Raw genomic sequence first — 24,831 nt, forward strand, 5'->3', positions numbered from 1 at the left:
GCACCCTAAGATCCCCAGCCGCCGTCCGTATCAAGCCATTTGTCCGAATCTCGACCGCTAGCGTGCTGCCGCACCTCACCCCGTGAACAGCGAAGGCAGGCACGCGCATGAGCACGCACCGGCGCAGGATCAGTGGCAGGAACAAGGCGATAGGCGGCCTCGTCGCCGCGGCCGTGGCCGGTGGCGGCGCGCTGCTGTTCACCGGCATCGCACAGGCGGCCGGGGTCGGCGCCGCGTACACCAAGACCAGCGACTGGACGACGGGTTACTCCGCCCAGTACGTCGTCACGAACAACAGCGGACAGCCGGAGAAGACCTGGACCCTCGAGTTCGACCTCCCCGCCGACGCGAAGCTCAGCTCCCTCTGGAACGGCGAGTCGAGCGTCAGCGGCCGGCACGTCACCGTGAAGCCCGCCAAGTGGGACACCGACGGCCTCGCTCCCGGCAAGTCGCTCACCGTCGGCTTCGTGGTCAACGGCACCGGGGACCCCACCGGCTGCCACATCGACGGCGCGACATGTTCGGCCGACAGCACCGCCACCCCCGAGCCGAGCGGCCGCCCGACCCAGTCGCCGACCCCGACCGCCACACCGAAGCCCACGCCGACCCCGACCAAGAGCACCACCCCCACCGCCTCCCCGACCCCCACCCAGACCACCGGCAGCGGAACAACCACCTCCGCCGGCTTCGCGCCCTACGTCGACACCTCCCTCTACCCCGCCTTCGACCTGCTGGCGAGCGCCGACGCGACCGGCGTGAAGAACTACAACCTCGCCTTCGTCACCGACGGTGGCGGCTGCACACCCAAGTGGGGCGGCGTCACCGACCTGGCGAGCGACGGCGTGGCCGCCCAGATCGGCTCGCTGCGCACCAAGGGCGGCGACGTCCGCGTCTCCTTCGGCGGAGCGTCAGGCTCCGAACTCGCCACGACCTGCTCCTCCGCGGACGCGCTGGCGACCGCCTACGGCAAGGCCGTGGACCAGTTCAAACTCACCAAGGTCGACTTCGACGTCGAGGGCGGCGCACTCCCCAACACCGCCGCCAACACCCGCCGCGCCCAGGCCATCGCCAAACTCCAGGCCCAGCACCCCGGCCTGGACGTCTCCTTCACCCTCCCGGTGATGCCCGAGGGCCTGACCCAGGACGGCGTCAACCTCCTGTCCGACGCCAAGTCCAACGGCGTCAAGATCAGCACCGTCAACATCATGGCGATGGACTACGGCCCCGCGTACAGCGGCGACATGGGCACCTACGCCGAACAGGCGGCCACGGCCACGCAGGCCCAGGTCAAGAGCGTCCTCGGCCTCACCGACTCCGCCGCCTGGAAGACCGTCGCGGTCACCCCGATGATCGGCGTCAACGACGTCTCCTCCGAGATCTTCAAGGTCGACGACGCCACCCAGCTGGTGAACTTCGCCAAGTCCAAGGGCCTCGGCTGGCTGTCCATGTGGTCGGCGGCCCGCGACAAGCAGTGCGCGGGCGGCACCAAGCCCACCGCCGACGCCACATGCAGCTCGATCACCCAGGACAACTCCGCCTTCTCGAAGGCTTTCGGGACGTTCAACTGACAGCGGACACGCGGCCATGACCGAGGCGCGGCACCCCCCTCCGAGTGCCGCGCCCCGTCGCGTCCGGTGCCGTCAGGCCCCCGTCTCCACCGGCGGCAGCGTTCCCGTTCGGGCCGCCTGGGCGTACCAGTGGGCGCTCGACTTCGGGGTGCGGGTCAGGGTGGCGTAGTCGACGTACACGGCGCCGAAGCGCTTGCTGTAGCCGTACGCCCACTCGAAGTTGTCCATCAGGGACCACAGGTAGTAGCCGCGTACGTCCGCGCCGTCCGCGATGGCCCGGCGCACGGCCGACAGATGGCCGTGCAGGTAGGCGATGCGCTCGGGGTCGTGGACCCGGCCGTCGGCGTCCACCTTGTCGTCGTACGCCGCGCCGTTCTCCGTCACGTACAGCGGCAGGCCGGGGGCCTCTCGCGTGTAGCGCATGATCAGCTCGTGCAGACCGGTCGGGTCGATCGTCCAGCCCATCTCCGTACGGTCACCGGGCGTCTGGTGGAAGGCCACGTCGTCCGCGCCGGGCCAGGGGGAGTGGTCGCTCGCCCCGTGCCCGTCCGCCCGCGGACCGCGCAGTTCCGACTCGGCCGACGAAACCAGCGCCGGCGTGTAGTAGTTCAGCCCCAGCGCGTCCAGCGGCTGGTTGACGGTGCTGAGGTCGCCGTCCTGGACGTAGGACCAGTCGGTGATCGACGAGGTCGCCTCGAACAGGGTCTCCGGGTACGCGCCGTGCAGCATCGGGCCGTGGAAGACGCCGTTGGCCAGGTCGTCGATGCGGCGGCCGGCCGCCAGGTCCGCCGGGTCCTGGGAGACCGTGCGGACGACCGAGGAGTTGAGGCTCACCGCGACCGTGTTCCGGGCCGGCATCGCCGCGCGGAGGGCGGAGGCGCCCAGGCCGTGCGCCAGGTTGAGGTGGTGAGCGGCCTTCAGGGACGCCGCCGGGTCCGTACGGCCGGGCGCGTGCACCCCGGACCCGTAGCCGAGGAAGGCGCTGCACCACGGCTCGTTGAGAGTGATCCACTGCTCCACCCGGTCGCCGAGCGCCTCGCCGACGATCTGCGCGTACTCGGCGAAGCGGTACGCGGTGTCCCGCTCCGGCCAGCCGCCCGCGTCCTCCAGTTCCTGCGGCAGGTCCCAGTGGTAGAGGGTGACCGCCGGCTTGATGCCGTGCGCGAGCAGCTCGTCCACCAGACGGCGGTAGAAGTCCAGGCCCACCTGCACGGCCGGACCCCGGCCCGTCGGCTGCACCCGCGACCAGGAGACGGAGAACCGGTACGCGTTCAGGCCCAGCTCCGCCATCAGCGCGACGTCCTCGCGGTAGCGGTGGTAGTGGTCGACAGCGATGTCACCGTGCTCACCACCGAAGGTCTTGCCCGGCGTATGGCTGAAGGTGTCCCAGATCGAGGGAGTACGACCGTCCTCCCGGACCGCTCCCTCGATCTGGTACGACGAGGTCGCGGCACCCCAGAGGAAGGCGGGGGGAAAGGTCACAAGCGTAACGGGTTCAGACATGGAAGCGCTCCCATAGGAGGTGTGGGGGCCGACTGGTGAATGTGCGAGGGGAGAAAAGGGGGCCGGAGCTGCGGTGACCCGGCCCCCGGGAGAAGGGCGTCAGCCCTTGACGGCACCCTGCATGATGCCGCCCACGATCTGCTTGCCGAAGATCGCGAAGACGAGCAGCAGGGGAAGCGTACCGAGCAGCGAGCCCGCCATGATCAGGGACTGGTCGACGGTGTAGCCGCGGCCCAGACCCGTGAGCGCGACCTGCACGGTCGGGTTGCCGGTCTGGGTGAGGACCAGGAACGGCCACAGGAAGTCGTTCCACGCCTGCACGAACACCAGCATGCCGAGCACCGCCATCGCCGGCCGCGCCGCCGGGAACACCACGTGCCACACCACGCGCCAACTGCTCGCGCCGTCCACCCGGGCAGCCTCGATGATCTCGTCCGGCAGCGCCTGGAGCAGGTACTGCCGCATGAAGAACACGCCGAAGGCGCTCACCAGCGACGGGAAGATCACCGCCTGCAACTGGTCCGTCCAGTCCAGCTTGGCGACCATCATGTACAGCGGGATGATGCTGAGCTGCGGCGGCACCATCATCGTGCCGATCACGACCAGCATCAGGGCGTTGCGGCACCGGAACCGCAGCTTGGCGAAGGCGAACCCGGCGATCGTCGACAGGAAGACGATGGTGGCCGCCGAAGTCCCGGCCACGATCGTGGTGTTGACGAAGGCCGTACCCAGATTCGCTTCGGTCCAGGCGACGTCGAGATTGTGGAAGAGATTCCCGCCGAACCAGAACGGCGGCGGTGTCTCGGCCAGCCGGTTGTTGTTCCGGGAGGCCGCGATCGCCGTCCACACCAGTGGGAACAGCGAACCGATGGAGAACACCGTCAGGATGGTGTACGCGATGGGGCCCGCGTGCATCTGGCCACCCGCGCGGGCCGACTTGGAGCGCCGCGCGCGCCGCGGCTCCTTCGCCGCGTCGGCGGGCGGTGTCGTCAGAGTCGTCGTCACGGCCGGTTCTCCTTAGGCACTGGCGCGCAGCCGGCGCGAGATGACGTAGTTGACGATCCCGACCACGATGAGGATCAGGAACATCGTCCAGGCGATGGCGGAGGCGCGGCCCAGATGCTGGTTCACCCAGCCCTGCTCGTACAGATAGAGGCCGAGCGTCTGGAACTGGTGCTCCGCGCCGCCGGACGCCCCCTTGTTCGCGTCGAAGATCAGCGGCTCACCGAAGACCTGGCTGGCACCGATCGTCGACACGACACAGGTGAACAGGATCGTCGGCCGCAACTGCGGCAGGGTCACATGCAGGAACTGCCGCCAGCGGTTCGCGCCGTCCAGGGCCGCCGACTCGTACAGGTCCTGCGGGATCGCCTGCATCGCCGCCAGATAGATCAGCGTGTTGTAGCCGGTCCAGCGCCAGACGATGATCGTCGACACCGCGATCTGGGAGGGCCACTTGTCGTTCTGCCAGTCGATCTTGTCGACCCCGAAGAAGTGCAGCGCCCAGTTGATCATGCCGTAGTCACGGCCGAACAGCAGGACGAAGACCAGAGCGGCGGCGGCGATCGACGTCGCGTACGGCGCGAGCAGCACGACCCGGAAGAACGTCGAGGCACGCAGCTTGTAGTTGAGCAGGTGCGCCAGGCCCATCGCCATCAGCAGCTGCGGAACCGTCGAGATGATCCCGATCGTCAGGGTGTTCTTCGCCGCGTTCCAGAAGAAGTCGTCGTCGAAGATCCGGGTGTAGTTGTGCAGCCCCGACCACTGCATGTCGGTGGGCGCGGTCAGCTCCACCGTGTGCAGCGAGGCCCAGCCGGTGTAGAGGAGCGGGAACAGACCGAAGGCGACGAACAGCAGGAAGAACGGGGAGACGAAGGCGTACGGACTCCAGCGGATGTCCCGCTGCCAGCGACGGGACAGCCGCGCCCGACGCCGCTGGTCCTCGGAGGACAGGGCGCCGGCGGCCGCACGGGCCGGGGCCGCGCCCCCCTCCTTCGCGGGGGGCGCGGCGGTGTCGTGCCGGGTGGCCATGCCGGTCACTTCTCCAGGTTGTTGTCGATGGTCTTGGTGGCCGTCGTCCAGGCGTCGGCGGGGGACTTGCCCTTCGTGACGAGGATGACGCCGTTGTCCGTCAGGCCCTGAAGGATGATCTGGTCCTTCGGGCCGATGATCTGGACCGGGGCCGTCTTGGCGGCCTGAGCGAAGATCGTGCCGATCGGCGCGTCACCGGTCATCTCGTTCTTCGCGCCCGTCACCGAGGCGGCCGTGTACGCGCCGGGCGCGCTCGGGAAGCTGCCCTGCTTGGCGAAGAGCTTCGCCTGCTGCTCGGGCGCGGTCAGCCAGGCGGCCAGCTTCTCGGCCTCCGTGGTGTTCTTGCCGCCCTTGGGCACGGTCAGGAAGGAGCCGCCCCAGTTGCCGGAGACGGGCGCCTGGGCCACGTCCCACTTGCCGGCCGCTTCCGGCTTCGAGTTGGCCTTGAGCGTGCCGAGCATCCACGGCGGGCAGGAGATCGCGGCGAACTTGTTGTTGGCGATCGTCTGGTTCCAGGCGGGCTGGAACTGGGTCTGGCTGCCGACCAGGCCCTCCTGGGCGGCCTTCGAGGTCAGGTCGAAGGCGGTCTTGACGTCCTTGTTCGTCTTGTAGATGACCTTGCCGGAGGAGTCGTAGAACTTCGTCTTCAGGCTGCCGATCATGGCGTTGAGCAGACCACCGGGGGAGTCCATGAAGGTGGTCCCGGACGGGGCCTTCTTCTTGTACTTCTCGCCGGCTTCGACGAACTTGTCCCAGCTGCCCGTCCACAGCTTGGAGACGGCGTCGCGGTCGGTGGGCAGGCCGGCCGCCTTGAAGAGGTCCGTGCGGTAGCAGATGGCCATCGGGCCGATGTCGGTGCCGAGTCCGATGGTGGTGCCGTCCTTGGCGGTGGCCTGCTGCCACTTCCAGTCCAGCCAGTCGCTCTTCTGTACGCCGGGCGCCTTGGACAGGTCCTCGAACTTGCCCGCGAAGGTGTTGGTGACCTCGGCGATGTTGCTGACTTCGACGGCCTGGATGTCCATCAGGCCGCTGCCGGTGGTCAGGTGGTTGACGAGAGCCGGGTAGTAGTTCTCGTTCCGCTCGATCGAGGTGTCCTTGATGGTGATGTTCCGGTGCAGCTTCTCGTACTCCGTGTAGAGCCCGGCTTCCTTGAACCCGAAGGTGCCGAAGAGACCCAGGGTGATGGTGGTCTTGCCCTTGCCACCACCGTCGGAGTTGTCGCTGCTGCTTCCACCACTGTCATCGGCACAGCCGGCCAGCAGCCCGGCGCCCAGCGTGGCGACAGCCGCCAGGACCACCGCCTTACGGGCGATGGGGGTCCCCCCGCTCGAGCGAAGCCGAGAGTGGGGGAGGGTACGTGCTCGCATTGCGTCCTCCTGTTGCCCTGACGTGCCGACCCCCCGGCCAACTGCACTGTTGGGCCCGTTTGTTTCTCGCTGCGGCTCGGGCGGGGAACGTGCGGGATATGTATGTGCGAGGTACTGTGGGAGCGCTCCCACAAGTGATGTGTTGAAGAGTCGTCGGTTCGCGCGGGGGTGTCAAGGGAGCGGACGCGGAGAGATGCGTTCAGTTATCGGCCTGTTAGCTAACTTCAAGGAGCGGTCCGTGAGCGCCTCGTGAGCGGCCCCAGGTGGCCATCATCGAGCCTGTCGGGCTTCCGGGGATGAGGGTGTTCCGGCCGAAAAGCGGGCGCCCTGTGCAGGACTGTTAGATTCCAGGCCAGCCACGATGAACGGTCGAGAGAGGCGGAGCCCATGGCAAGCCACGGAGCGCGGGGCCGGAGCGGTGGGCGGCCTACCCTCGAAGAGGTCGCCGTCCGGGCCGGTGTCGGCCGCGGCACGGTGTCGCGGGTGATCAACGGCTCGCCCCGGGTCAGTGACGCGACCCGCGCGGCCGTGGAGGCGGCGGTCGCCGAACTGGGCTATGTCCCGAACACCGCCGCCCGTGCGCTGGCCGCCAACCGTACCGACGCGATCGCTCTCGTCGTCCCCGAGCCGGAGACCCGCTTCTTCGCGGAACCGTACTTCTCCGACATCCTGCGCGGCGTCGGCGCCGAACTGTCCGACACGGAGATGCAGCTGCTGCTGATCTTCGCGGGCAGCGACCGCGAACGGCAGCGGCTCGCCCAGTACCTCGCCGCGCACCGCGTCGACGGCGTTCTGCTGGTCTCGGTCCACGCCGACGATCCGCTGCCCGACCTGCTCGCCCAGCTGGAGATCCCGGCCGTGATCAGCGGACCGCGCTCGGCGGCGGAGACGCTGACCTCGGTGGACTCGGACAACTACGGCGGCGCCCGCTCGGCCGTGGAGCACCTGCTGGCCCGCGGCTGCCGCACGATCGCCCACATCACCGGCCGCCTCGACGTGTACGGCGCCCAGCGGCGCGTCGACGGCTACCGGGAAGCCCTGCTCGACGCGGGCCACTCCGTGGAGGAACTCCTCATCGAGCCGGGCGACTTCACCGAGGAGGGCGGCCGCCGCGCGATGACGACGCTGCTGGAGCGCAGTCCCGCCGTGGACGCGGTGTTCGCCGGCTCCGACGTCATGGCGGCCGGCGCCCGCCAGGTGCTGCGCGAGGCGGGCCGTCGCATCCCCGACGACGTGGCCCTCGTCGGCTACGACGACTCGGCCATCGCCCGCCACATGGACCCGCCGCTCACCAGTGTCCGCCAGCCCATCGAGGAGATGGGCCGCGCGATGCTCGGCCTCCTGCTGACGGAGATCGCTGACAGCCGTCCGGCCGTCTCGCGGGGGCTGGAGCGGCAGCAGGTGGTAATGCCCACGGAGCTGGTGACGCGGGCGTCGTCCTGAGCGACGTCCGGTCCTGAGGCCAGGTGACGGGGCCTCAGGTGCTCACGGCAAGATCACGATGTGGATCTAGGTGTAGATCCCATGTATGTCTCGTGCGTACTCTGTGCCGCCCGACTCTCTGTGCGCGATCTGGCTGCCGGTCAGGGCCTTGAGGAGTCCGCAGTGGAGAACACGCCGCCACTTCCCCCGAACGTCCCCCCGCGCCCGTCCGGCGCTCCCACGGTGCACGCGGCGACTGATTCGACGGACTCGTCGAACGGCTGGCGGGACGAGTACGAGCATCACCCGGAATACCGGCGCATCCTGACGGGGCTGGAGAGGCCTTGGTGGAAGCGGCCCGTGGTCTTGGCAGGGGGCGTCGTCGCCATCGCCGTGACTTCGTTCTTCCTGGGCGGTGCGGTCCTGGGCTCCGGCGACTCGGACTCTTCTTCCCCTGACCCCTGGGTGCAGGGGCAGATCGATGACCAGTCGCAGAACAGCCAGCAGCAGAACAGCCGGCCGACTGGGGTGTCCGCCGCGCAGAAGTTCCAGATCCTGACCCAGTTCTGCAATCAGCAGGCGGGCGGGCCGACCGACGTGGACGAAGCCGCGCTGCTGGAGTGCAAGAACGACTACTACGTGACGGATCAGGGCCAGGTCCTGTCGAAGTAGCCGCCTTTCATTCTCCCGGCCCGGCCGCAACAGCGGCCCGGAGAATGAAAGAGGCCGACGACCCTAATTCTGAAGGTCGTCGGCCTCTATACAGAGGGTGAGTGACGGGACTCGAACCCGCGGCATCCTGGACCACAACCAGGTGCTCTACCAGCTGAGCTACACCCACCATGACCGGTTTCTCGAGGAGTGTTCTCCCCGACCGGCCGAGAAAAAGTGTACAGGGTCCGAAGGGGTGCTCGCGCCAGGGTTTCGCGGCGCCCCCCCCGCGTGCCCCCGGTGCGCGCCTACTGAGCGGGCAGGACGTGCTTGGCGGCGATCGTCTTCGCCGTGTCGGAGTCCGGGCCGGGCTGCGGGACGAAGACGGCCTCGCGGTAGTAGCGCAGCTCGGCGATCGACTCGCGGATGTCGGCGAGGGCGCGGTGGTTGCCGTTCTTCTCCGGGCTGTTGAAGTAGGCGCGCGGATACCAGCGCCGTGCGAGCTCCTTGATGCTCGACACGTCGACGATCCGGTAGTGGAGGTAGTCCTCCAGGGTCGGCATGTCCCGGAGCAGGAAGCCGCGGTCGGTGCCGACGGAGTTCCCGCACAGGGGGGCCTTGCCGGGCTCCTTCACGTGCTCCCGCACGTACGCCAGCACCCGCTCCTCGGCGTCCGCCAGGGTGGTCCCGCCGGGGAGCTCCGCGAGCAGTCCGGACGCGGTGTGCATCCGACGCACCACCTCCGGCATCGTCTCCAGCGCCTGGTCCGGCGGACGGATGACGATGTCGACTCCGTCGCCGAGTACGTTCAGCTCGGAGTCGGTGACGAGGGCGGCAACCTCGATGAGCGCGTCGTCGGACAGCGAGAGGCCGGTCATCTCGCAGTCGATCCACACCATGCGATCGTTCATGTGTCTAACCTTACGGCGCGTTGTCGCTCCGCGGGTCTGGCGTGCATGGGGTACCGGCGCCGTCTGCTGGGGGCTGCCGCCCCCGGACCCCGCTATCGGCCTGAACGGCCTCGTCCTCGAACGCCGGACGGGCTGGATGTGTCGGCCGGGTGAGACGCAAAGGGGCCCGGGGCGTCAGCCCCGGGCCCCCTGTGGGTCACACGCCGCTGCGCGGCCCCGGCACGCTCACCGACAGGCTGCGGCGGGCCTGGATCGGGACTCCGGCCTCGGGGTGGAGGACGGGTACCGGGCCCACCGGGCCGGCCGGTGCGGACATGGCCGGCTCGGTGTCTGCGGGCTTGTCGCCCTGGGGGCGACGGGCGCGGTAGGCGGCCCGGTAGGCGGCCGGCGAGGAGCCAAGCTGGCGCCTGAAGTGGCCGCGCAGGGCCACGGGCGAGCGGAACCCGCAGCGGCCCGCGACCTCGTCCACCGAGTAGTCCGACGTCTCCAGCAGCCGCTGCGCTTGCAGCACACGCTGGGTGATCAGCCACTGGAGCGGCGCGCTGCCGGTCAGCGACCGGAAGCGGCGGTCGAAGGTGCGCCGGCTCATGTACGCCCTCGCCGCCAGCGTCTCCACGTCGAACTGCTCGTGGAGGTGCTCCAGCGCCCAGGCGACGACCTCCGCGAGCGGGTCGGCGCCGATCTCCTCTGGTAAAGATCGATCGAGGTAGCGCTCCTGGCCGCCCGACCGGCGCGGCGGGACCACCAGACGCCGGGCCAGCGCGCCCGCCGCCTCGTTGCCGTGGTCCGACCGCACGATGTGCAGGCACAGGTCGATTCCGGCCGCCGTACCCGCCGAGGTGAGCACGTCACCGTCGTCGACGAACAGCTCTCTCGGATCGACGTGCACCGACGGATAGCGCTTCGCCAGCGTCGGCGCGTACATCCAGTGCGTGGTGGCCGGGCGGCCGTCGAGCAGGCCCGCCGCCGCCAGCACGAACGCGCCGGTGCACAGGCCTACGATGCGCGCACCCTCCTCGTGCGCCCGGCGCAGCGCGTCGAGCGCTTCCTCCGGTGGCGGAGAAGTGATCGAACGCCAGGCCGGTACGACGACCGTGCCCGCGCGTGAGATCGCTTCCAGGCCATGCGGTGCGGTGAGTTCCAGGCCCCCTGTGGTCCGCAGCGGGCCTTCCTCGCCGGCGCACACCAGTAGTCGGTAGCGCGGCACTCCGGCGTCCTGGCGGTCGATCCCGAACACCGACAGTGGTATGGAACTCTCGAAGATGGGCCCGCCGCTGAACAACAGCACGGCGACGATCTCCTTGCGACGTCGCCCGGACAGCTTCCGGGCCGCGGCTTCCGGCGCGGCAGTGGAGTCGTGGCTCATCCTGCTAAGCCCCCCTCGGTGGTCGCGGCTCCTCGGTTGTGTCGCTCCTGCACGTTTCCCCTCGGTCCTGCACGAGTCCCCCGCCGTAAGACATCAAGATCGAATCTACTGGGTCCCACGCCGCCGCGGTGACCAGATCGACACCCGGCGCATTGTCGACATGACAACTTGGCGTGAAGCATTCGATCACGAAGCGTTGCACTCGTGGGCCGTGCAGGGAAGTACGCCTCGTCGCAGTGGCCAAACCGCGTAGGGTGCGCAGGGCCCCCTGGGTCCTTTCCGTGCAGGTGGAACGGGGGGCGAGGGGTGGTTCCGGCCCGTCTTGCACAGTGTCCAGAAGTTGGCTGAAAAGATACGGGTGTGTGCGCGGAAACCGGTCAGTCGACCGGTGTACCACCCTTGGTGTGACGTCCGCCTCCCTGGGGCGTCGGGCGTGCCGCGCAGCGTTCCGAGCGGCGCAGCAGGATCCGGCACACGCCGGTGACGGCCGCGAGGCCCCCGGCGGTGCCGGCGGCGCCGGCCAGCGAGGTGCCGTACCAGAGCAGGACCACGGGTACGAGGACGCAGCTGAAGACCGCCCAGCGCACCACGTCACCGGCGGTGTCCGGGGTGGGGCGCTGCTCACTGGTGGATCGTCGTCCGGGCATCTCGTACTCCCTGGTCGTACTCCTCGCGGCGGTGGCTCAGGGGGTTCAACGCGTGTTCGATCGGTCGGTCACTCAGCCGGTCACCCGGTCGATCACTCGGCCGGTCACTCGGGCGGTCAATCAGCCGGTCACTGAGCGCGGCGACCGGATGAAGCCGGACTGTTGAATCCTGTGCAAACCGCCTGTACGGGGCAGCAACCATTGCGTTACGGGCGTCGCTCGTGCATGCTCCGGGGAACCCCTGCGGACTCCGGGGGACGCCTTACGGTGCCTTACGGAGCCCGTGCGGGATCTGGGCTGAGGAAGCTTGCCGCCGTACCCTTGGGGGTATGGGGTGGGGAAGATGTTTCCCGGACACAGCTCCGCCGCACACTGTCGCCACCCAAAAAGGATCACAACGCCGAGACAGCCATGGCCGGTCACGAATTCTTCGAACCCGCGGACCGCAAGCGGCCGGTCGCCGATCCCACGGCGGCCGAGCCCCTGGCGGCGGAAGAGGCGCGTCCTTCCTGCGACCCCGCCTTCAAGCACGGAGTCGTCGTCGGCTTCGACGGCTCCACGTCCAGTGAGCGCGCCCTCGCCTACGCGATCGGCATGGCCCACCGATCCGGCTCGGGTCTGATCATCGTTCACGTCGCCAACCGGCTGCCCACCACCGTGTGGGCGGGGTGCGAGCCCCCGGTCTTCGTCGACGTGCCCGATCACCGTACCGAGGTGCTGGGTCTCGAGCTGGCCTGTGCGGACTATCTGGCCGAGGTGCCCTGGATCCTGGTCGAGCGTGGCGGCGACATCTGCCACGAGCTCGAAGAGGTGGGCCGGGAGTACGAGGCCGACGCGATCGTGGTGGGCTCCACGCACGGGATCGTCGGGCGGATCTTCGGCTCGGTCGCCGGACGGCTCGCCAAGCGGGCGAAGCGGCCCGTGATCGTCATCCCGTGACGTGCGTGGAAGCCTGACTCACCGTCATCCACCTTGTCGCGCCGTGTGACTTGAGAATCGTTCCGTTCAGGCTTGCCAGGACCAATGGCCTGGGGCGGGCAACTTCTCACCGTCCACGGTCAGAAGTTGCCCGCCCCGTTCCCCCAGGGCTCACTCGCCCGGAACCGTCACCGCATCGCGGTTATTCGTTGAACCACTCGGACTTCACGTCGTAGCCGTCGCCGTCCCAAGAGAGCTGCATCTGGTACGAGCCGAACTGGCCGATGTCGTAGCCCTTCTTGTCACAGCCGGCGTCGCCGCCGTCGGTGATGTAGAGCTTCTCGTTGTAGTTGTTGTCGATCAGGCGGCCCGAGACGCCATAGCCGTCTGCCTTCGTGTCGCAGACCTTGAAGACGTCTCCGTCGTCGATGAAGGTCATCGTGCCCCGGCCGCCCGGAATCGAGATGGTCTTGTTGCTGTCGGCCTGAGCCGTCGACGTGGTGCCGACGAACACCGTGGCCACGGCCGCACCGGCCACAGCAATGCGAGCGAACGACTTGAACATTGCTTTCTCTTCTCCCCGTGGGACTGCGGAGCAGTCCGAGAGCCTCCGTCTGGTCGAGGCTGACCTTAAGCAGATGGTCATCAAGTCGTAAACGGGTTTGAGGTTACTCTGAGCCCCGGCTTCCTTCACCGAATGTGACCGGAGCGGGTGGTTCCAGGCTTCGGCAACACGGCAAAGGGGTACAGAAGCGGGCGGGGACGGATCTTGTGAGCGCACGCTCCGAATACGCCCACCGCCCGCTGGTGATCTACCTCACGCCTTGCCAGTTTGCCTGTGCGGCCCGGTAGTTGAACGCGTCGTGCTGGTTACTCCACCGTCACCGACTTCGCCAGGTTCCGCGGCTTGTCGATGTCCCGGCCCAGGGCCAGTGCCGTGTGGTAGGCGAGGAGCTGGAGCGGGATGCCCATCAGGATCGGGTCCAGCTCGTCCTCGTTCTTGGGTACGACGATGGTCTGGTCGGCCTTCTCCTGCTCCTGGTGGGCGACCGCGAGGATCTTGCCGCTGCGGGCCTTGATCTCCTCCAGGGCGGCGCGGTTCTTCTCCAGCAGGTCGTCGTCCGGGACGATCGCGACCGTCGGCAGCGCGGGCTCGATCAGCGCGAGCGGGCCGTGCTTGAGCTCGGAGGCGGGGTAGGCCTCGGCGTGGATGTAGGAGACCTCCTTGAGCTTCAGGGAGGCCTCGCGGGCCACCGGGTAGCCCCGCACGCGGCCGATGAAGAGCATCGAGCGGGCCTCGGCGTACTGCTCGGCCAGCTCCTTGACCTCGTCCTCCTGCTTGAGGATCTCGGAGATCTGCGCGGGCAGCCTGCGCAGGCCCTCGATGATCCGCTTGCCGTCGCGCACGGAGAGGTCGCGGGTGCGGCCCAGGTGCAGGGCGAGGAGGGCGAAGGCGACGGTGGTGTTGGTGAAGCACTTGGTGGACACCACGCACACCTCGGGTCCGGCGTGCACGTAGATGCCGCCGTCGGCCTCGCGGGCGATCGCCGAGCCGACCACGTTGACCACACCCAGCACCCGCGCGCCCTTGCGCTTCAGCTCCTGCACGGCGGCCAGCACGTCGTACGTCTCACCGGACTGCGAGACGGCGACGTACAGGGTGTCGGGGTCGACGACCGCGTTGCGGTAGCGGAATTCGGAAGCCGGCTCGGCGTCGGCGGGGATGCGGGCCAGCTCCTCGATCATCTGGGCGCCGATCATGCCCGCGTGGTAGGAGGTGCCGCAGCCGAGGATCTTCACGCGGCGGATCTGGCGCGCCTCGCGGGCGTCCAGGTTCAGGCCGCCGAGGTGCACGGTGGAGAAGCGGTCGTCGATGCGGCCGCGCAGCACGCGGTCCACGGCGTCGGCCTGCTCGTGGATCTCCTTGTGCATGTAGGTGTCGTGGCCGCCCATGTCGTACGACTCGGCCTCCCACTCCACGGTGGTCGGCTCGGCGGTCGTGCGGGTGCCCTCGGTGGTGTAGGTGCGGAAGTCGTCGGCCTTCAGGGTGGCCATCTCGCCGTCGTCCAGCGTCACTATCTGCCGGGTGTGGGCGACCAGCGCGGCCACGTCGGATGCGACGAACATCTCCTTCTCGCCGATGCCGAGGACCACCGGGGAACCGTTTCGGGCCACCACGATGCGGTCCGAGAAGTCGGCGTGCATCACCGCGATGCCGTACGTGCCCTCGACGACCCGCAGGGTCTCGCGGACCTTGTCCTCCAGCTTCTCGGCCTGTGAGCGGGCGATGAGGTGGGTGAGGACCTCGGTGTCGGTCTCGGAGAGGAACTCGACGCCGTCCGCCTCCAGCTTGCGGCGCAGGTCGGAGGCGTTGTCGATGATGCCGTTGTGCACGACGGCGACCTTGTGGTCGCCCGACATGTGCGGGTGGGCGTTCACGTCGGAGGGGGCGCCGTGGGTGGCCCAGCGGGTGTGGGCGATGCCGGTGGTGCCCTTGAACCGCGCCGGGACCTTGGCCTCCAGGTCACGGACCCGGCCCTTGGCCTTGACCATCTTCAGGCCGGCGGTCTTCGGGGAGGTGACGACGATGCCCGCGGAGTCGTACCCGCGGTACTCCAGGCGCTGAAGGCCCTCCAGGAGGAGCGGGGCGACGTCACGCTTCCCGATGTATCCGACGATTCCGCACATATATAGGTATCCCCAAGCTTCCGTTCAGCCGTAGACGATGCGCCGCAGTTGCCTGAGCGTGAGCTCGGGCGGGGCCACCGCACGGTATTTCAGGTCCGCCCCGATCCGTTCGAAGATCGCCGCGTTCACCAGGCCCTGGGCCTGGAGCTCGCGGTGGCGGCGACGGACGTAGTCTTCGGTCGTCTCGTCGAAAAAGGCGAGCACGTCCTGGATCACCCGCAGTGCCTCGCCCCGGTTCAGGGTCGTGGACCGTGTCAGATGATCAACCAGTTCGTCGTGCACCCGGTAGATCCTGAGGTACCGGCGACGGTTTCGCAAGAATCCTGCCCGATTTCGGGCAACGGTCTGTTGAATCTCTTATGGTGCTCTGTTCGCAAGCTGTCCATCCTGTGTCTTGCGCCGCGTTGCCGGGAGCGACGAGTTTCAGACGCCATGGACATTCCTCGTATGGGAGTACCCGAGAAGCTGGCCGAGCGTATGAGCATGGCCGAGCAGCACGAATACCTGCGCGCCAGATTCTCGCGGCGCACCATGATCAGAGGCGGCGCCGTCACGCTGGGCGCCGTCGCGGGTGGCGCGTTCATACCGGGCGGAACCGCCCAGGCCGCCGCCCCGACCCGGTCGACCGCCCCGAGCATCGAGAAGGTCGACGGCTCCCTCGTCGCCCCCTTCGGCCGGCACCTCGCCTACGGCAACGACCCCCGTACCGAGATCACCGTCTCCTGGCAGGTCCCGGTAGCGGTGAACAAGCCGTTCATCCGTATCGGCGCCCACCCCTGGGACCTCTCGCGCAAGATCGAGGCGGAGGTCCGCTCCCTCTACACCCCGGCCGGTGTCGGCGCCAGCGGCGACCACACCCAGTACTACCTGCACGCCAAGCTCACCCACCTGCGCCCCGGCAAGACCTACTACTACGGCGTCGGCCACCAGGGCTTCGACCCGGCCGAGCCGCACCTGCTGGGCGCCCTGGGCACCTTCACCACCGCGCCCGCCCACAAGGCGCCGTTCACCTTCACGGCCTTCGGCGACCAGGGCGTCAGCTACCACGGTCTGGCCAACGACAGCCTGATCCTCGGCCAGGACCCGGTCTTCCACCTGCACGCCGGTGACATCGCCTACGCCGACCCGTCCGGCGCGGGCAAGACCGCCGACACCGGCTTCGACTCGCGCGTGTGGGACCAGTTCCTCGCCCAGACCGAGTCGGTCGCCAAGTCCGTGCCGTGGATGGTGTCGTACGGCAACCACGACATGGAGGCCTGGTACTCGCCCAACGGCTACGGCGGCGAGGAAGCCCGCTTCACCCTGCCGGACAACGGGCCGGACAAGAAGAACCTGCCGGGCGTCTACTCCTTCGTCTACGGCAACACGGCGATCATCTCGCTGGACCCGAACGACGTCTCCTTCGAGATCCCGGCGAACCTGGGCATCTCGGGTGGAACCCAGACCAAGTGGTTCGAGGGCCAGCTGAAGAAGTTCCGGGCCTCGAAGGACATCGACTTCATCGTCGTGTTCTTCCACCACTGCGCGTACTGCACGTCCACGGCGCACGCCTCGGAGGGGGGCGTGCGGCAGGAGTGGGTGCCGCTGTTCGAGAAGTACACGGTCGACCTCGTCATCAACGGCCACAACCACCAGTACGAGCGCACCGACGTCATCAAGGGCAACGAGGTCGCCAAGAAGCTGCCGATCGGCGGCACGGCGTACCCCGAGTCCGAGGGCGTGGTGTACGTCACGGCCGGTGCGGCGGGCCGCAGCCTGTACGCCTTCACCGCTCCGGACTCCTACGAGGGCCATGAGCACGAGGTCGACTCGGTGGCCTCGTTCATCAACCTCAAGGACGGCAAGCAGAACGAGACGGTCGCCTGGTCCCGGGTGCGCTACCTCAACTACTCGTTCCTGCGGGTGGACGTCGAGCCCGCGGCGCCGGGCCGCTACGCCAAGCTGAACGTCTCGGGCATCGCCGAGACCGGTGACCGCATCGACCACTTCACGGTGGCCCGCAAGGCGAAGTAACCGTCGACGGTTCCGCAGGCGGTCCTCACATGCGCTTGAGGACCGCCTGTTTGGCCATCGTGAACTCCTCGTCGGTCAGGACCCCCTCGCGGCGCAGCTCGCCCAGTTCCCGCAGCCGCCGCAGCAGGGCGTCGTGGTCGTCCTCGACGGGGGAGGACGTGAGCTGCTCCGGGAACCGCGGCACGTCCGGTCGTACGACCGTCCCGTCGGCCGCCGACGGATGCGGCAGCCGCGCCTGCACCGCCGCCGCGACCAGCGCCATCAGCGGGTCCTTCTTGAAGCCCCACAGCTCCACCGCGTTCGAGTCGTACTTCGGCGGCGCCTTGGTGGCCACGCCCCGCACGGTGAACCGCAGATGGCCGTTCTCCAGCGCGGCCGCCGGATGCCACTCCACCGCGGTGATCTCGGCGACGGGGATGGTGCGGGCGCCGGCCGCGGCCTTGGCGTCCTCCGTCTTCCAGTTCCACTCCAGGCGTACCTGCTCGCCGTCGAAGCTCACCGTGCCGTCCCCGGCGGACACCGACAGCGGGACGGACGGGCCGGGCAGCAGGTACGCGGTCACCGGATCGGACGGAACCTCGTCCAGCAGCAGGGCGTTGCGCACCTCGTCCACGAAGTACTCGGCGACGCCGTACCGGTCCGACTCCACGGTCAGCTGGTAGGGGTCGTGGGGCTCGGCGAGCCGTCCCCCGGTCGCGTGCAGCAGCGGATCGGCACCGTCCCGCAGCCGCAGCCTCAACCTCCCCGACTTCTTGCCGTGCTCGAAGGAGACGCCCGCCAACGCGCCCAGCGGGACGAGCAGTTCCCCCAGCGTCCTGCGCAACAGGCCGACGCTCTTGTCCCGTCCGGGGGTCAGACGCAGCGCGTCGCCGTCGAAAACCCAAGTGCCGCCCTTCTGGATGATCTCCGCCATGAGGGGATTGTTTCACCGGATCTGCGGGAGAGTGGTCTCGACCACTCGTGCAGTGAAGGGAGCGCGCTTGTGAGACGGCACCACAGAACGACTCCCCGCATGACCCGACTGCTGGGCTCGCTGCTGCTGTTGGCGGCGGGCGCGTTCACGGTCGGCGCCGCACCTCCGGCCCCCGGGGCCGCCGGGCAGCGGACCGCCACCCCGCTAGACCGGGTCGTCCCCGCCCCCGCCTCCGTCCAACCGGGCGGAGTGCCCTACCGCATCACGCGGGACACCCGCATACGCGTCGACGACAACCGCGAGGTCCGCCACGTCGGCGCCTACCTCGCGGGCATCCTGCGCCCCTCGACGGGCTACCGCCTGCCCCTCACCGCGCACGGCCGAGGCGGCATCCGACTGCACCTCGCCAAGGGCCCGTTCGGCGCCGAGGGCTACCGCCTGCACAGCGGAGCCGACGGCGTCACCCTCACCGCCCGCACGCCCGCCGGGCTCTTCCACGGCGTCCAGACCCTCCGCCAGCTCCTGCCGGCCGCCGTCGAGAAGAACTCCTTACAGCCCGGCCCCTGGCAGATCGCGGGCGGCACCGTCCAGGACGCGCCCCGCTACCCCTACCGCGGGGCGATGCTCGACGTCTCCCGGCACTTCTTCACCGTGGACCAGGTCGAGCGCTACATGGACGAGCTGGCCCTCTACAAGATCAACGAACTGCATCTGCACCTCAGCGACGACCAGGGCTGGCGCATCGCCATCGACTCCTGGCCCCGCCTCGCGGCCTACGGCGGCTCCACCCAGGTCGGCGGCGGCCCGGGCGGCCACTACACCAAGGCCGACTACCGGGAGATCGTCCGCTACGCCGCCTCCCGCTACCTCGAGGTCGTCCCCGAGATCGACATGCCCGGCCACACCAACGCGGCCCTAGCCTCCTACGCCGGGCTGAACTGCGACGGCACCGCGCCCCCGCTGTACACCGGCACCGAGGTCGGCTTCAGCTCGCTGTGCGCGACCGAGCCGGTCACGTACGACTTCGCGGACGACGTCATCCGGGAGCTCGCCGCGCTCACCCCCGGCCGCTATCTGCACATCGGCGGCGACGAGGCGCACTCCACCAGCCACGCCGACTACGTGACCTTCATGGACCGGGTGCAGCCGATCGTCGCCAGGTACGGCAAGAAGGTCATCGGCTGGCACCAGCTGACCGGCGCGGCACCCGCCAAGGGCGCCGTGGCGCAGTACTGGGGTCTGGACGACACCGACCCCGCGGAGAAGGCACAGGTCGTCAAGGCCGCCCAGCACGGGACCGGGCTGATCCTGTCCCCGGCCGACCGGCTCTACCTCGACATGAAGTACACCGAGGACACCCCGCTCGGACAGGACTGGGCGGGCCTGGTCGAGGTGCGGCGGGCCTACGACTGGGACCCGGGCGCCTACCTCCCGGGAGTCCCGGCCCCGGCGATCAGGGGCGTCGAGGCACCCCTGTGGACCGAGACCATCCGGACCTCGGCCGACATCGACCACATGGCCTTCCCCCGGCTGCCCGGCGCGGCCGAGCTGGGCTGGTCCCCGGCGGCCACGCACGACTGGAACGCCTACCGGACGCGGCTCGCGGCCCAGGCCCCGCGCTGGGACGCCCTCGGCATCGGGTACTACAAGTCACCCCAGGTGCCCTGGCCGACGAGGTGAAGGAAGGTTGACGGGCACCCCGGTGGACCGTACACCGGGGTGCCCGCCCGTCTCCGGGTCAGAACCCCGCTATCGGGTTCTCCAGGCTGCCGACGAGCTGTAGCGCGCCCGACGGGTCCGCCAGGTCCACCATCTGCCTGTTGTCACGCAACTGGAGGCGGTTGAGGCAGGACAGGGCGAACTCGGGGGCGAACATGTCGTACTGGCGGAATTTGTCGGCGAGTTCGGGTGTCGCCTCCTGGTACTCGCGTGTGACCTCGGCGACCGTACGCCAGAAGTCGTCCTCCTCCAGGATTCCCTCGGTGGCCAGGATGGCGGCGAGGAAGCGGAAGAAGCAGTCGAAGACGTCCGTGAAGATCGACAGGAGCCTCTTGTCCTCGGGGACCTCGACGCGGATCCGCCGCACCTCGGGCGGCACCACCGCGTCGGGGTCCATGACCGCGATCTCCTCGGCGATGTCCTTGTAGACCGCCCGCCGCACGACCCCGTCCTTGAGAACGAGGATCACGTTCTCGCCGTGTGGCATGAACACCAGGTCGTAGGCGTAGAAGCTGTGCAGCAGCGGGGTGTAGTAGGCCCGCAGGTACCTCCGCAGCCACTCCACCGGGGGCAGCCCGGACCGCTCGACCAGCGCGCCCGCGAAGGACACGCCCTCGTGGTCCACGTGCAGCAGCGAGGCCATGGTGGCCAGGGACTCGCCCTCCGCGAGGGACGGCACGGGGCTCTCCCGCCACAGCGCGGCCAGCATCTTGCGGTACGGCGAGTACCGGTCGGTCGCCTTCTCGTACTCGAGGTGCCGGTAGCCGACGGCCGCCCGCTCCCGGATGATCGACAGGCCGGTCGACTTCAGCACGGGGTCGTTGTCGACGATCTGGGCGAGCCAGTCGTTGATGGCCGGGGTCGCCTCCATGTAGGCGGCCGAGAGCCCGCGCATGAAGCCCATGTTGAGGACGGACAGAGCCGTCTTCACGTAGTGCTTCTCGGGGTGCGAGGCGTTGAAGAAGGTCCGGATGGACTGCTGGGCCAGGTACTCGTCGTCGCCCTCGCCCAGGCACACCAGGTGCCGGCTGGCGACCTCGGCGGCGAAGGTGACGGTCAGCTTGTTCCACCACTGCCAGGGGTGGACGGGGATGAGCAGATAGTCGGCGGGGTCGAGGCCCTGGCCGGTGAGCGTGGTGCGGAACCGTTCCAGCGTGGCCTCGCCCAGCTCGTCCCGCAGGAACGCCTCGTACTCGATGCCGGCCCCGGCCGTGAACGCCGCCCGTGACCGGTGCGCCGCCAGCCACACCAGCCGGACGGGGCTCGCCGTCTCGGGGGCGTACGACAGGTACTCGTGGACGCCGAAGCCCAGCCGTCCGTTGTTGGCGACGAAGCAGGGGTGGCCCTCGGTCATGCCGGTCTCGATGGCCTGGAAGCCGCTCCCGGCCAGCTCGGCGGCCGGGATCGGCGGCTTGGCGAGCTTGTAGCAGGTGCCGGACAGGGTGGAGGAGATCTCCTCCAGGTAGACCGGCAGGATGTCGTCGCTCAGGCCCAGTGACTGCTTCAGCTCGATGAAGAACTCGAGTGCGGCGAGGGGGAGTTCGGCGCCGTCCCGGTGGCGGGTGATGGAGCCGGCGTCCACCTGCCAGTGGTCGAGGGCACGGCGGACGGCGGTGAAGCGGTAGCGGGTCAGGCCGTCGTCGCTGCGGACGACGTACGAGTCCCCGTCCGCCTCGGGCGTGATCAGCCGCTCGTGCGCGAACTCGGCGAGCGCCTTGCGAATGAGGAGGCGGTTGGCCTCCTCCCAGCGCTCGGGGGAGAGGTGGGCCACTGCGTCGGCGAGGCTCATACGGCCACCCCCGTCGCGGCGACGAACCGCTCGCGGGTGCAGAAGCTCAACAGGGCCGTCTTCTCCGGCTTCTGGATCTCGAGCTCGGGCACGAACCCGACGGCCTCGTTGAGGGCGTGCACGGCCTTGTTGGACACGTCCGGTTCGACGACTACCCGTTCGACGGCCGGATCCTCGAAGAGGTGCGCCATCACGGCGGTGATGACGGCCCGCGTGAAGCCGTGTACGGGGGTGTCGGTCGCGGGGGTGAGGAAGTGCATGCCGACATCGCCCGGCCGCGGCTCGTACAGGCCGACCAGCTCACGGTGGGCGGGGTCGTACTTCTCCATCAGGAACGCCGGCACGCCGTCCTCGTCGAGTCCCAACAGGGCGTGGTGGTGCTCGTCGGCGGCGATTGCCATGTAGGCGCGCTCGACGTCCTCCAGCCTCGCGTCCTGCATCATCCAGAACGCGGCCTTCGGGTGGGTGACCCACCGGTGCAGCAACGCGGCGTCCCGCAGCGGGTCGAGGGGGCGGAAGGTGAAGGTCATACTGCGAACTCCTGAAAAGCGATCGTCTTCTCGACCTGGTAGTACTCCGTGCCGAGCAGCTCACGGATGATGCAGCTGTTGCGGTACGCGCCCATGCCCAGGTCGGGGCTGGTGATGCTGTGGGTGTGGACGCCGGCGTTCTGAAGGAAGACGCCTTTGCCCGTCACGTCGATCGCGTAGTTCCTGGCGACGTCGAAGTTGCCGTGGGAGTCGTGGACCAGGCGGTGCTTGATGGGGCTGAGGAATTCCGGCTCGGCGTACTTGTAGCCGGTGGCCAGGATCAGGCCCTGGGACTCGATCTCGAAGTCCTTGTCCTGCTCCTCCTGGCGGAACGACAGGGTGTAGGTGTCGTTTTCGTACGTCGCGCCGTTCAGCGACGAGTTGGTCAGCAGCCGGGTGGGAACCGGACCGCCGAGGTTCTTCTGGTAGAGCAGGTCGAAGATCTCGTTGATCAGATCGCCGTCGATACCCTTGAACAGGCCCTTCTGCTCGGCCGCGAGCCGGTAGCGGGTGGCCTCCGGCAGCTCGCGGTAGTAGTCGATGTACTCCGGCGAGGTCATCTCCAGCGTGAGCTTGGTGTACTCCAGCGGGAAGAAGCGCGGGGAGCGGGTGACCCAGTTCAACCGGTAGCCGTGGACGTCGATCTCGCCGAGGAGGTCGTAGTAGATCTCGGCGGCGGACTGCCCGGAACCGACGAGGGTGATCGAATCCTTCTTCACCAGCTCCGGGCGGTGCTGCACATAGCGGGAGTTGTGGATGAAGTCGCCCCCCAGCCCCTGGCAGGCCTCAGGAATGTACGGCGGGGTGCCGGTGCCGAGGACCAGGTGGCGGGCGCGGTACACCTCGCCGGCCTCGGTGCGGACGACGTAGTGCTCGTCCTCGTACACCACCTCGGTGACCGTCGTGCCGAACCGGACGCTGCTCAGTCTGCCCGCGGCCCAGCGGCAGTAGTCGTCGTACTCGACCCGCAGCGGGTAGAAGTTCTCGCGGATGTAGAACGAGTAGAGTCTGCCCTTCTCCTTCAGGTAGTTGAGGAAGGAGTACGGGGAAGTGGGGTCGGCCAGGGTGACCAGGTCCGACATGAACGGGGTCTGGAGGTGGGCGCCGTCCAGGAACATGCCCGCGTGCCACTCGAAGTCGGGCTTCGACTCGAGGAAGACCCCGCTCAGTTCGTCGATCGGTTCGGTGAGGCAGGCGAGCCCGAGGTTGAAGGGGCCGAGCCCGATTCCCACGAAGTCGTAAGGGGCGGTCGGGGCTTCAGGACGCGCGGTCAAGGGACTCTCCCAGGTACTGCTCGGCGTGGCCGGCGATCAGGTCGAGGACGGCGGCGATGTCGGCCGCGGCCGTCTCGGGGTTGAGCAACGTGAACTTCAGGTAGTGGCGGCCGCCGACCTTGGTGCCCGCGACCACGGCGTCGCCGGAGGCGAACAGGGCCTTGCGGGCATACAGGTTGGCGCGGTCGATCTCGGCCGGGTCGGTGACGGCTGCCGGGATGTAACGGAAGACGAGAGTGGAGAGGGACGGCTGGACGACGACGTCGTAGCGCGGGTCGGCCGCGAGGAGCTCCCAGCCCTCGGCCGCCAACTCGCAGACTTCGTCGAAGAGTTCGCCGATGCCGTCGGCGCCCATGGTGCGCAGGGTCATCCACAGCTTGAGGGCGTCGAAGCGCCGGGTGGTCTGGAGGGACTTGTCGACCTGGTTGGGGATGCGTTCCTGGACCATGCGGCGCGGGTTGAGGTACTCCGCGTGGTAGGTGGCGTGGCGCAGGGTGGCGGCGTCCCGGACCAGCACGGCGGACGAACTCACGGGCTGGAAGAAGGACTTGTGGTAGTCGACGGTGACCGAGTCGGCGCGCTCGATGCCGTCGATGCGGTCCCGGTACTTCAGGGAGGCGAGCAGTCCGCAGCCGTAGGCCGCGTCGACGTGCATCCAGGTATCGAACTGCTCGCACAGCTCGGCGATCTCCGGCAGCGGGTCGATGGAGCCGAAGTCGGTGGTGCCGGCGGTGGCGACGACGGCCATCGGGATGAGGCCGTCCTTCCTGCACCGCTCCAGCTCGCGGGCGAGGGCGACGGTCTGCATCCGCTTGTCGTGGTCGACGGGGATCGCGACCACGGCGTCCTGGCCGAGGCCGAGCAGTTTCGCCGACTTCTTCACGCTGAAATGGCTGACCTCGGACGCGAAGATGCGTAGTTCGGCCAGGGAATCGGCCTTGGCCTCCTCCCTCGCCAGCAGCAGCGCCTGGAGGTTGGACTGGGTGCCGCCGGAGGTGAACACGCCGTCGGCGGACGGGCCGAGGCCGATGCGGGCGGTCGTCCAGTCGATGAGCCGGCGCTCGATCAGGGTGCCGCCGGCCGACTGGTCCCAGGTGTCCAGGGAGGAGTTGACGGCGGAGAGCACGGCCTCGCCGAGCACCGCCGGGATGACCACCGGGCAGTTGAGGTGGGCTAGGTAGCGGGGGTGGTGGAAGTAGACCGCGTCCCGGAGGTAGACCTCCTCCAGTTCGTCGAGCACCGCGGTGGTGTCGTGCAGCGGCTGGTCGAGGTCGATCTCGTCGATGCGGGGGGCGAGGGCGTCGACCGTGACGCCGGTGAACGGACGTTCGGTGGTGGCGAGTTTGGCCGCCACCCGCTCGACTCCTTCGGTCACGGAGCGGCGGTAGTGCTCCGCGGTGAGGTCATTGAGCAGGTGCGAGCGCATGTGGGGGTCCTCCGAGGGGACGATCCGTGCGGGGTTTAACTTAGGTTAGCCTAACCTAAGTTTCATGTCCCGAAACCTGCCCCTCCCGTGTCCGC

At 68.7% G+C, this 24,831-nt stretch carries 21 protein-coding genes and 1 tRNA gene; 6 read left to right on the forward strand and 16 right to left on the reverse strand.

Annotation, left to right across the window (positions count from 1 at the left end; genetic code table 11):
• The first annotated feature begins 107 nt into the window (after window positions 1-107).
• The gene (locus tag ACWGJM_RS12975; RefSeq protein WP_453411710.1) at window positions 108-1,568 is read left to right on the forward strand and encodes a glycoside hydrolase family 18 protein; all 1,461 of its coding nucleotides are present in this window, start codon (window positions 108-110) and stop codon (window positions 1,566-1,568) included.
• A 72-nt stretch (window positions 1,569-1,640) separates the two neighbouring features.
• Here ACWGJM_RS12975 and ACWGJM_RS12980 read toward each other — a convergent pair whose 3' ends face one another.
• The 4 genes from ACWGJM_RS12980 to ACWGJM_RS12995 form a co-directional block, all read right to left on the reverse strand.
• A complete protein-coding gene (locus ACWGJM_RS12980) occupies window positions 1,641-3,071 on the reverse strand; it encodes a GH1 family beta-glucosidase (protein ID WP_453411711.1) in 1,431 nt (476 codons plus the stop codon).
• Window positions 3,072-3,170: 99 nt separating this feature from the next.
• Window positions 3,171-4,076 carry a carbohydrate ABC transporter permease gene (locus ACWGJM_RS12985; RefSeq protein ID WP_453411712.1) on the reverse strand — a complete coding sequence of 302 codons (906 nt, stop codon included), beginning with the start codon at window positions 4,074-4,076 and terminating at the stop codon, window positions 3,171-3,173.
• Window positions 4,077-4,088: 12 nt separating this feature from the next.
• Window positions 4,089-5,102, reverse strand: a complete 1,014-nt coding sequence (locus ACWGJM_RS12990) for a carbohydrate ABC transporter permease (protein WP_453411770.1) — start codon at window positions 5,100-5,102, stop codon at window positions 4,089-4,091.
• 5 nt (window positions 5,103-5,107) lie between these two features.
• Window positions 5,108-6,469, reverse strand: coding sequence for an ABC transporter substrate-binding protein (locus ACWGJM_RS12995; RefSeq protein ID WP_453411713.1), 1,362 nt, complete (start codon window positions 6,467-6,469; stop codon window positions 5,108-5,110).
• A 387-nt stretch (window positions 6,470-6,856) separates the two neighbouring features.
• On the opposite strand from ACWGJM_RS12995, the gene ACWGJM_RS13000 reads away from it, so the two are divergent.
• On the forward strand, window positions 6,857-7,912 hold the full coding sequence (locus ACWGJM_RS13000) for a LacI family DNA-binding transcriptional regulator (protein WP_453411714.1): 1,056 nt from the start codon (window positions 6,857-6,859) through the stop codon (window positions 7,910-7,912).
• A 162-nt stretch (window positions 7,913-8,074) separates the two neighbouring features.
• Window positions 8,075-8,563 (forward strand): hypothetical protein, encoded by a 489-nt coding sequence (locus ACWGJM_RS13005; RefSeq protein WP_453411715.1) that lies wholly within the window; start codon window positions 8,075-8,077, stop codon window positions 8,561-8,563.
• A gap of 96 nt (window positions 8,564-8,659) precedes the next feature.
• Here the strand turns inward: ACWGJM_RS13005 and ACWGJM_RS13010 are convergent.
• The 4 genes from ACWGJM_RS13010 to ACWGJM_RS13025 form a co-directional block, all read right to left on the reverse strand.
• A tRNA-His gene (locus tag ACWGJM_RS13010) sits at window positions 8,660-8,732 on the reverse strand.
• Between the two features lie 118 nt (window positions 8,733-8,850).
• On the reverse strand, window positions 8,851-9,453 hold the full coding sequence (gene orn, locus ACWGJM_RS13015; protein WP_453411716.1) for an oligoribonuclease: 603 nt from the start codon (window positions 9,451-9,453) through the stop codon (window positions 8,851-8,853).
• 196 nt (window positions 9,454-9,649) lie between these two features.
• A complete protein-coding gene (locus ACWGJM_RS13020; RefSeq protein ID WP_453411717.1) occupies window positions 9,650-10,819 on the reverse strand; it encodes a helix-turn-helix domain-containing protein in 1,170 nt (389 codons plus the stop codon).
• 377 nt (window positions 10,820-11,196) lie between these two features.
• Window positions 11,197-11,466 carry a hypothetical protein gene (locus tag ACWGJM_RS13025; RefSeq protein WP_453411718.1) on the reverse strand — a complete coding sequence of 90 codons (270 nt, stop codon included), beginning with the start codon at window positions 11,464-11,466 and terminating at the stop codon, window positions 11,197-11,199.
• Window positions 11,467-11,877: 411 nt separating this feature from the next.
• Here ACWGJM_RS13025 and ACWGJM_RS13030 point away from each other — a divergent pair, with 411 nt between their 5' ends.
• Window positions 11,878-12,405 carry a universal stress protein gene (locus ACWGJM_RS13030; RefSeq protein ID WP_453411719.1) on the forward strand — a complete coding sequence of 176 codons (528 nt, stop codon included), beginning with the start codon at window positions 11,878-11,880 and terminating at the stop codon, window positions 12,403-12,405.
• A 181-nt stretch (window positions 12,406-12,586) separates the two neighbouring features.
• Here ACWGJM_RS13030 and ACWGJM_RS13035 read toward each other — a convergent pair whose 3' ends face one another.
• The 3 genes from ACWGJM_RS13035 to ACWGJM_RS13045 all read right to left on the reverse strand — a co-directional run bounded on the left by ACWGJM_RS13035 (window position 12,587) and on the right by ACWGJM_RS13045 (window position 15,354).
• Window positions 12,587-12,949 (reverse strand): hypothetical protein, encoded by a 363-nt coding sequence (locus tag ACWGJM_RS13035; RefSeq protein ID WP_453411720.1) that lies wholly within the window; start codon window positions 12,947-12,949, stop codon window positions 12,587-12,589.
• 305 nt (window positions 12,950-13,254) lie between these two features.
• On the reverse strand, window positions 13,255-15,072 hold the full coding sequence (glmS, locus tag ACWGJM_RS13040; protein WP_453411721.1) for a glutamine--fructose-6-phosphate transaminase (isomerizing): 1,818 nt from the start codon (window positions 15,070-15,072) through the stop codon (window positions 13,255-13,257).
• Between the two features lie 24 nt (window positions 15,073-15,096).
• Window positions 15,097-15,354 carry a hypothetical protein gene (locus tag ACWGJM_RS13045; protein ID WP_361450766.1) on the reverse strand — a complete coding sequence of 86 codons (258 nt, stop codon included), beginning with the start codon at window positions 15,352-15,354 and terminating at the stop codon, window positions 15,097-15,099.
• A gap of 165 nt (window positions 15,355-15,519) precedes the next feature.
• On the opposite strand from ACWGJM_RS13045, the gene ACWGJM_RS13050 reads away from it, so the two are divergent.
• A complete protein-coding gene (locus tag ACWGJM_RS13050; RefSeq protein WP_453411722.1) occupies window positions 15,520-17,085 on the forward strand; it encodes a fibronectin type III domain-containing protein in 1,566 nt (521 codons plus the stop codon).
• Between the two features lie 25 nt (window positions 17,086-17,110).
• Here the strand turns inward: ACWGJM_RS13050 and ACWGJM_RS13055 are convergent, their stop codons facing one another.
• A complete protein-coding gene (locus tag ACWGJM_RS13055; RefSeq protein ID WP_453411723.1) occupies window positions 17,111-17,998 on the reverse strand; it encodes a DUF4429 domain-containing protein in 888 nt (295 codons plus the stop codon).
• Window positions 17,999-18,067: 69 nt separating this feature from the next.
• Between ACWGJM_RS13055 and ACWGJM_RS13060 the strand changes: the two genes are divergently transcribed.
• The gene (locus ACWGJM_RS13060; RefSeq protein WP_453411724.1) at window positions 18,068-19,678 is read left to right on the forward strand and encodes a beta-N-acetylhexosaminidase; all 1,611 of its coding nucleotides are present in this window, start codon (window positions 18,068-18,070) and stop codon (window positions 19,676-19,678) included.
• 58 nt (window positions 19,679-19,736) lie between these two features.
• On the opposite strand, the gene ACWGJM_RS13065 is transcribed toward ACWGJM_RS13060, so the two are convergent.
• From ACWGJM_RS13065 to desA, 4 genes are read right to left on the reverse strand one after another with little or no spacing between them, the layout of a single operon-like run.
• On the reverse strand, window positions 19,737-21,506 hold the full coding sequence (locus ACWGJM_RS13065) for an IucA/IucC family protein (protein WP_453411725.1): 1,770 nt from the start codon (window positions 21,504-21,506) through the stop codon (window positions 19,737-19,739).
• Window positions 21,503-22,036: a GNAT family N-acetyltransferase gene (locus ACWGJM_RS13070; protein ID WP_453411726.1), complete on the reverse strand. Its 534-nt coding sequence runs from the start codon at window positions 22,034-22,036 to the stop codon at window positions 21,503-21,505. Before ACWGJM_RS13070 ends, ACWGJM_RS13065 begins: the two co-directional genes overlap by 4 nt.
• Window positions 22,033-23,310 (reverse strand): lysine N(6)-hydroxylase/L-ornithine N(5)-oxygenase family protein, encoded by a 1,278-nt coding sequence (locus ACWGJM_RS13075; protein ID WP_453411727.1) that lies wholly within the window; start codon window positions 23,308-23,310, stop codon window positions 22,033-22,035. Before ACWGJM_RS13075 ends, ACWGJM_RS13070 begins: the two co-directional genes overlap by 4 nt.
• Window positions 23,294-24,736: a lysine decarboxylase DesA gene (gene desA / locus ACWGJM_RS13080; protein WP_453411728.1), complete on the reverse strand. Its 1,443-nt coding sequence runs from the start codon at window positions 24,734-24,736 to the stop codon at window positions 23,294-23,296. The genes ACWGJM_RS13075 and desA overlap by 17 nt, the downstream gene beginning before the upstream one ends.
• Window positions 24,737-24,831: the final 95 nt, after the last annotated feature.

This window comes from Streptomyces sp. NPDC054834, from assembly GCF_053611185.1.

What these genes read in the sequence shown, in the direction of transcription:
- ACWGJM_RS12975 (WP_453411710.1), top strand. Translation starts at nt 108, where the DNA reads ATGAGCACGCACCGGCGCAGGATCAGTGGCAGGAACAAGGCGATAGGC.
- ACWGJM_RS12980 (WP_453411711.1), bottom strand. Translation starts at nt 3,071, where the DNA reads ATGTCTGAACCCGTTACGCTTGTGACCTTTCCCCCCGCCTTCCTCTGG.
- ACWGJM_RS12990 (WP_453411770.1), bottom strand. Translation starts at nt 5,102, where the DNA reads ATGGCCACCCGGCACGACACCGCCGCGCCCCCCGCGAAGGAGGGGGGC.
- ACWGJM_RS12995 (WP_453411713.1), bottom strand. Translation starts at nt 6,469, where the DNA reads ATGCGAGCACGTACCCTCCCCCACTCTCGGCTTCGCTCGAGCGGGGGG.
- ACWGJM_RS13000 (WP_453411714.1), top strand. Translation starts at nt 6,857, where the DNA reads ATGGCAAGCCACGGAGCGCGGGGCCGGAGCGGTGGGCGGCCTACCCTC.
- orn (WP_453411716.1), bottom strand. Translation starts at nt 9,453, where the DNA reads ATGAACGATCGCATGGTGTGGATCGACTGCGAGATGACCGGCCTCTCG.
- ACWGJM_RS13020 (WP_453411717.1), bottom strand. Translation starts at nt 10,819, where the DNA reads ATGAGCCACGACTCCACTGCCGCGCCGGAAGCCGCGGCCCGGAAGCTG.
- ACWGJM_RS13025 (WP_453411718.1), bottom strand. Translation starts at nt 11,466, where the DNA reads ATGCCCGGACGACGATCCACCAGTGAGCAGCGCCCCACCCCGGACACC.
- ACWGJM_RS13030 (WP_453411719.1), top strand. Translation starts at nt 11,878, where the DNA reads ATGGCCGGTCACGAATTCTTCGAACCCGCGGACCGCAAGCGGCCGGTC.
- ACWGJM_RS13035 (WP_453411720.1), bottom strand. Translation starts at nt 12,949, where the DNA reads ATGTTCAAGTCGTTCGCTCGCATTGCTGTGGCCGGTGCGGCCGTGGCC.
- glmS (WP_453411721.1), bottom strand. Translation starts at nt 15,072, where the DNA reads ATGTGCGGAATCGTCGGATACATCGGGAAGCGTGACGTCGCCCCGCTC.
- ACWGJM_RS13050 (WP_453411722.1), top strand. Translation starts at nt 15,520, where the DNA reads ATGGGAGTACCCGAGAAGCTGGCCGAGCGTATGAGCATGGCCGAGCAG.
- ACWGJM_RS13055 (WP_453411723.1), bottom strand. Translation starts at nt 17,998, where the DNA reads ATGGCGGAGATCATCCAGAAGGGCGGCACTTGGGTTTTCGACGGCGAC.
- ACWGJM_RS13065 (WP_453411725.1), bottom strand. Translation starts at nt 21,506, where the DNA reads ATGAGCCTCGCCGACGCAGTGGCCCACCTCTCCCCCGAGCGCTGGGAG.
- ACWGJM_RS13070 (WP_453411726.1), bottom strand. Translation starts at nt 22,036, where the DNA reads ATGACCTTCACCTTCCGCCCCCTCGACCCGCTGCGGGACGCCGCGTTG.
- desA (WP_453411728.1), bottom strand. Translation starts at nt 24,736, where the DNA reads ATGCGCTCGCACCTGCTCAATGACCTCACCGCGGAGCACTACCGCCGC.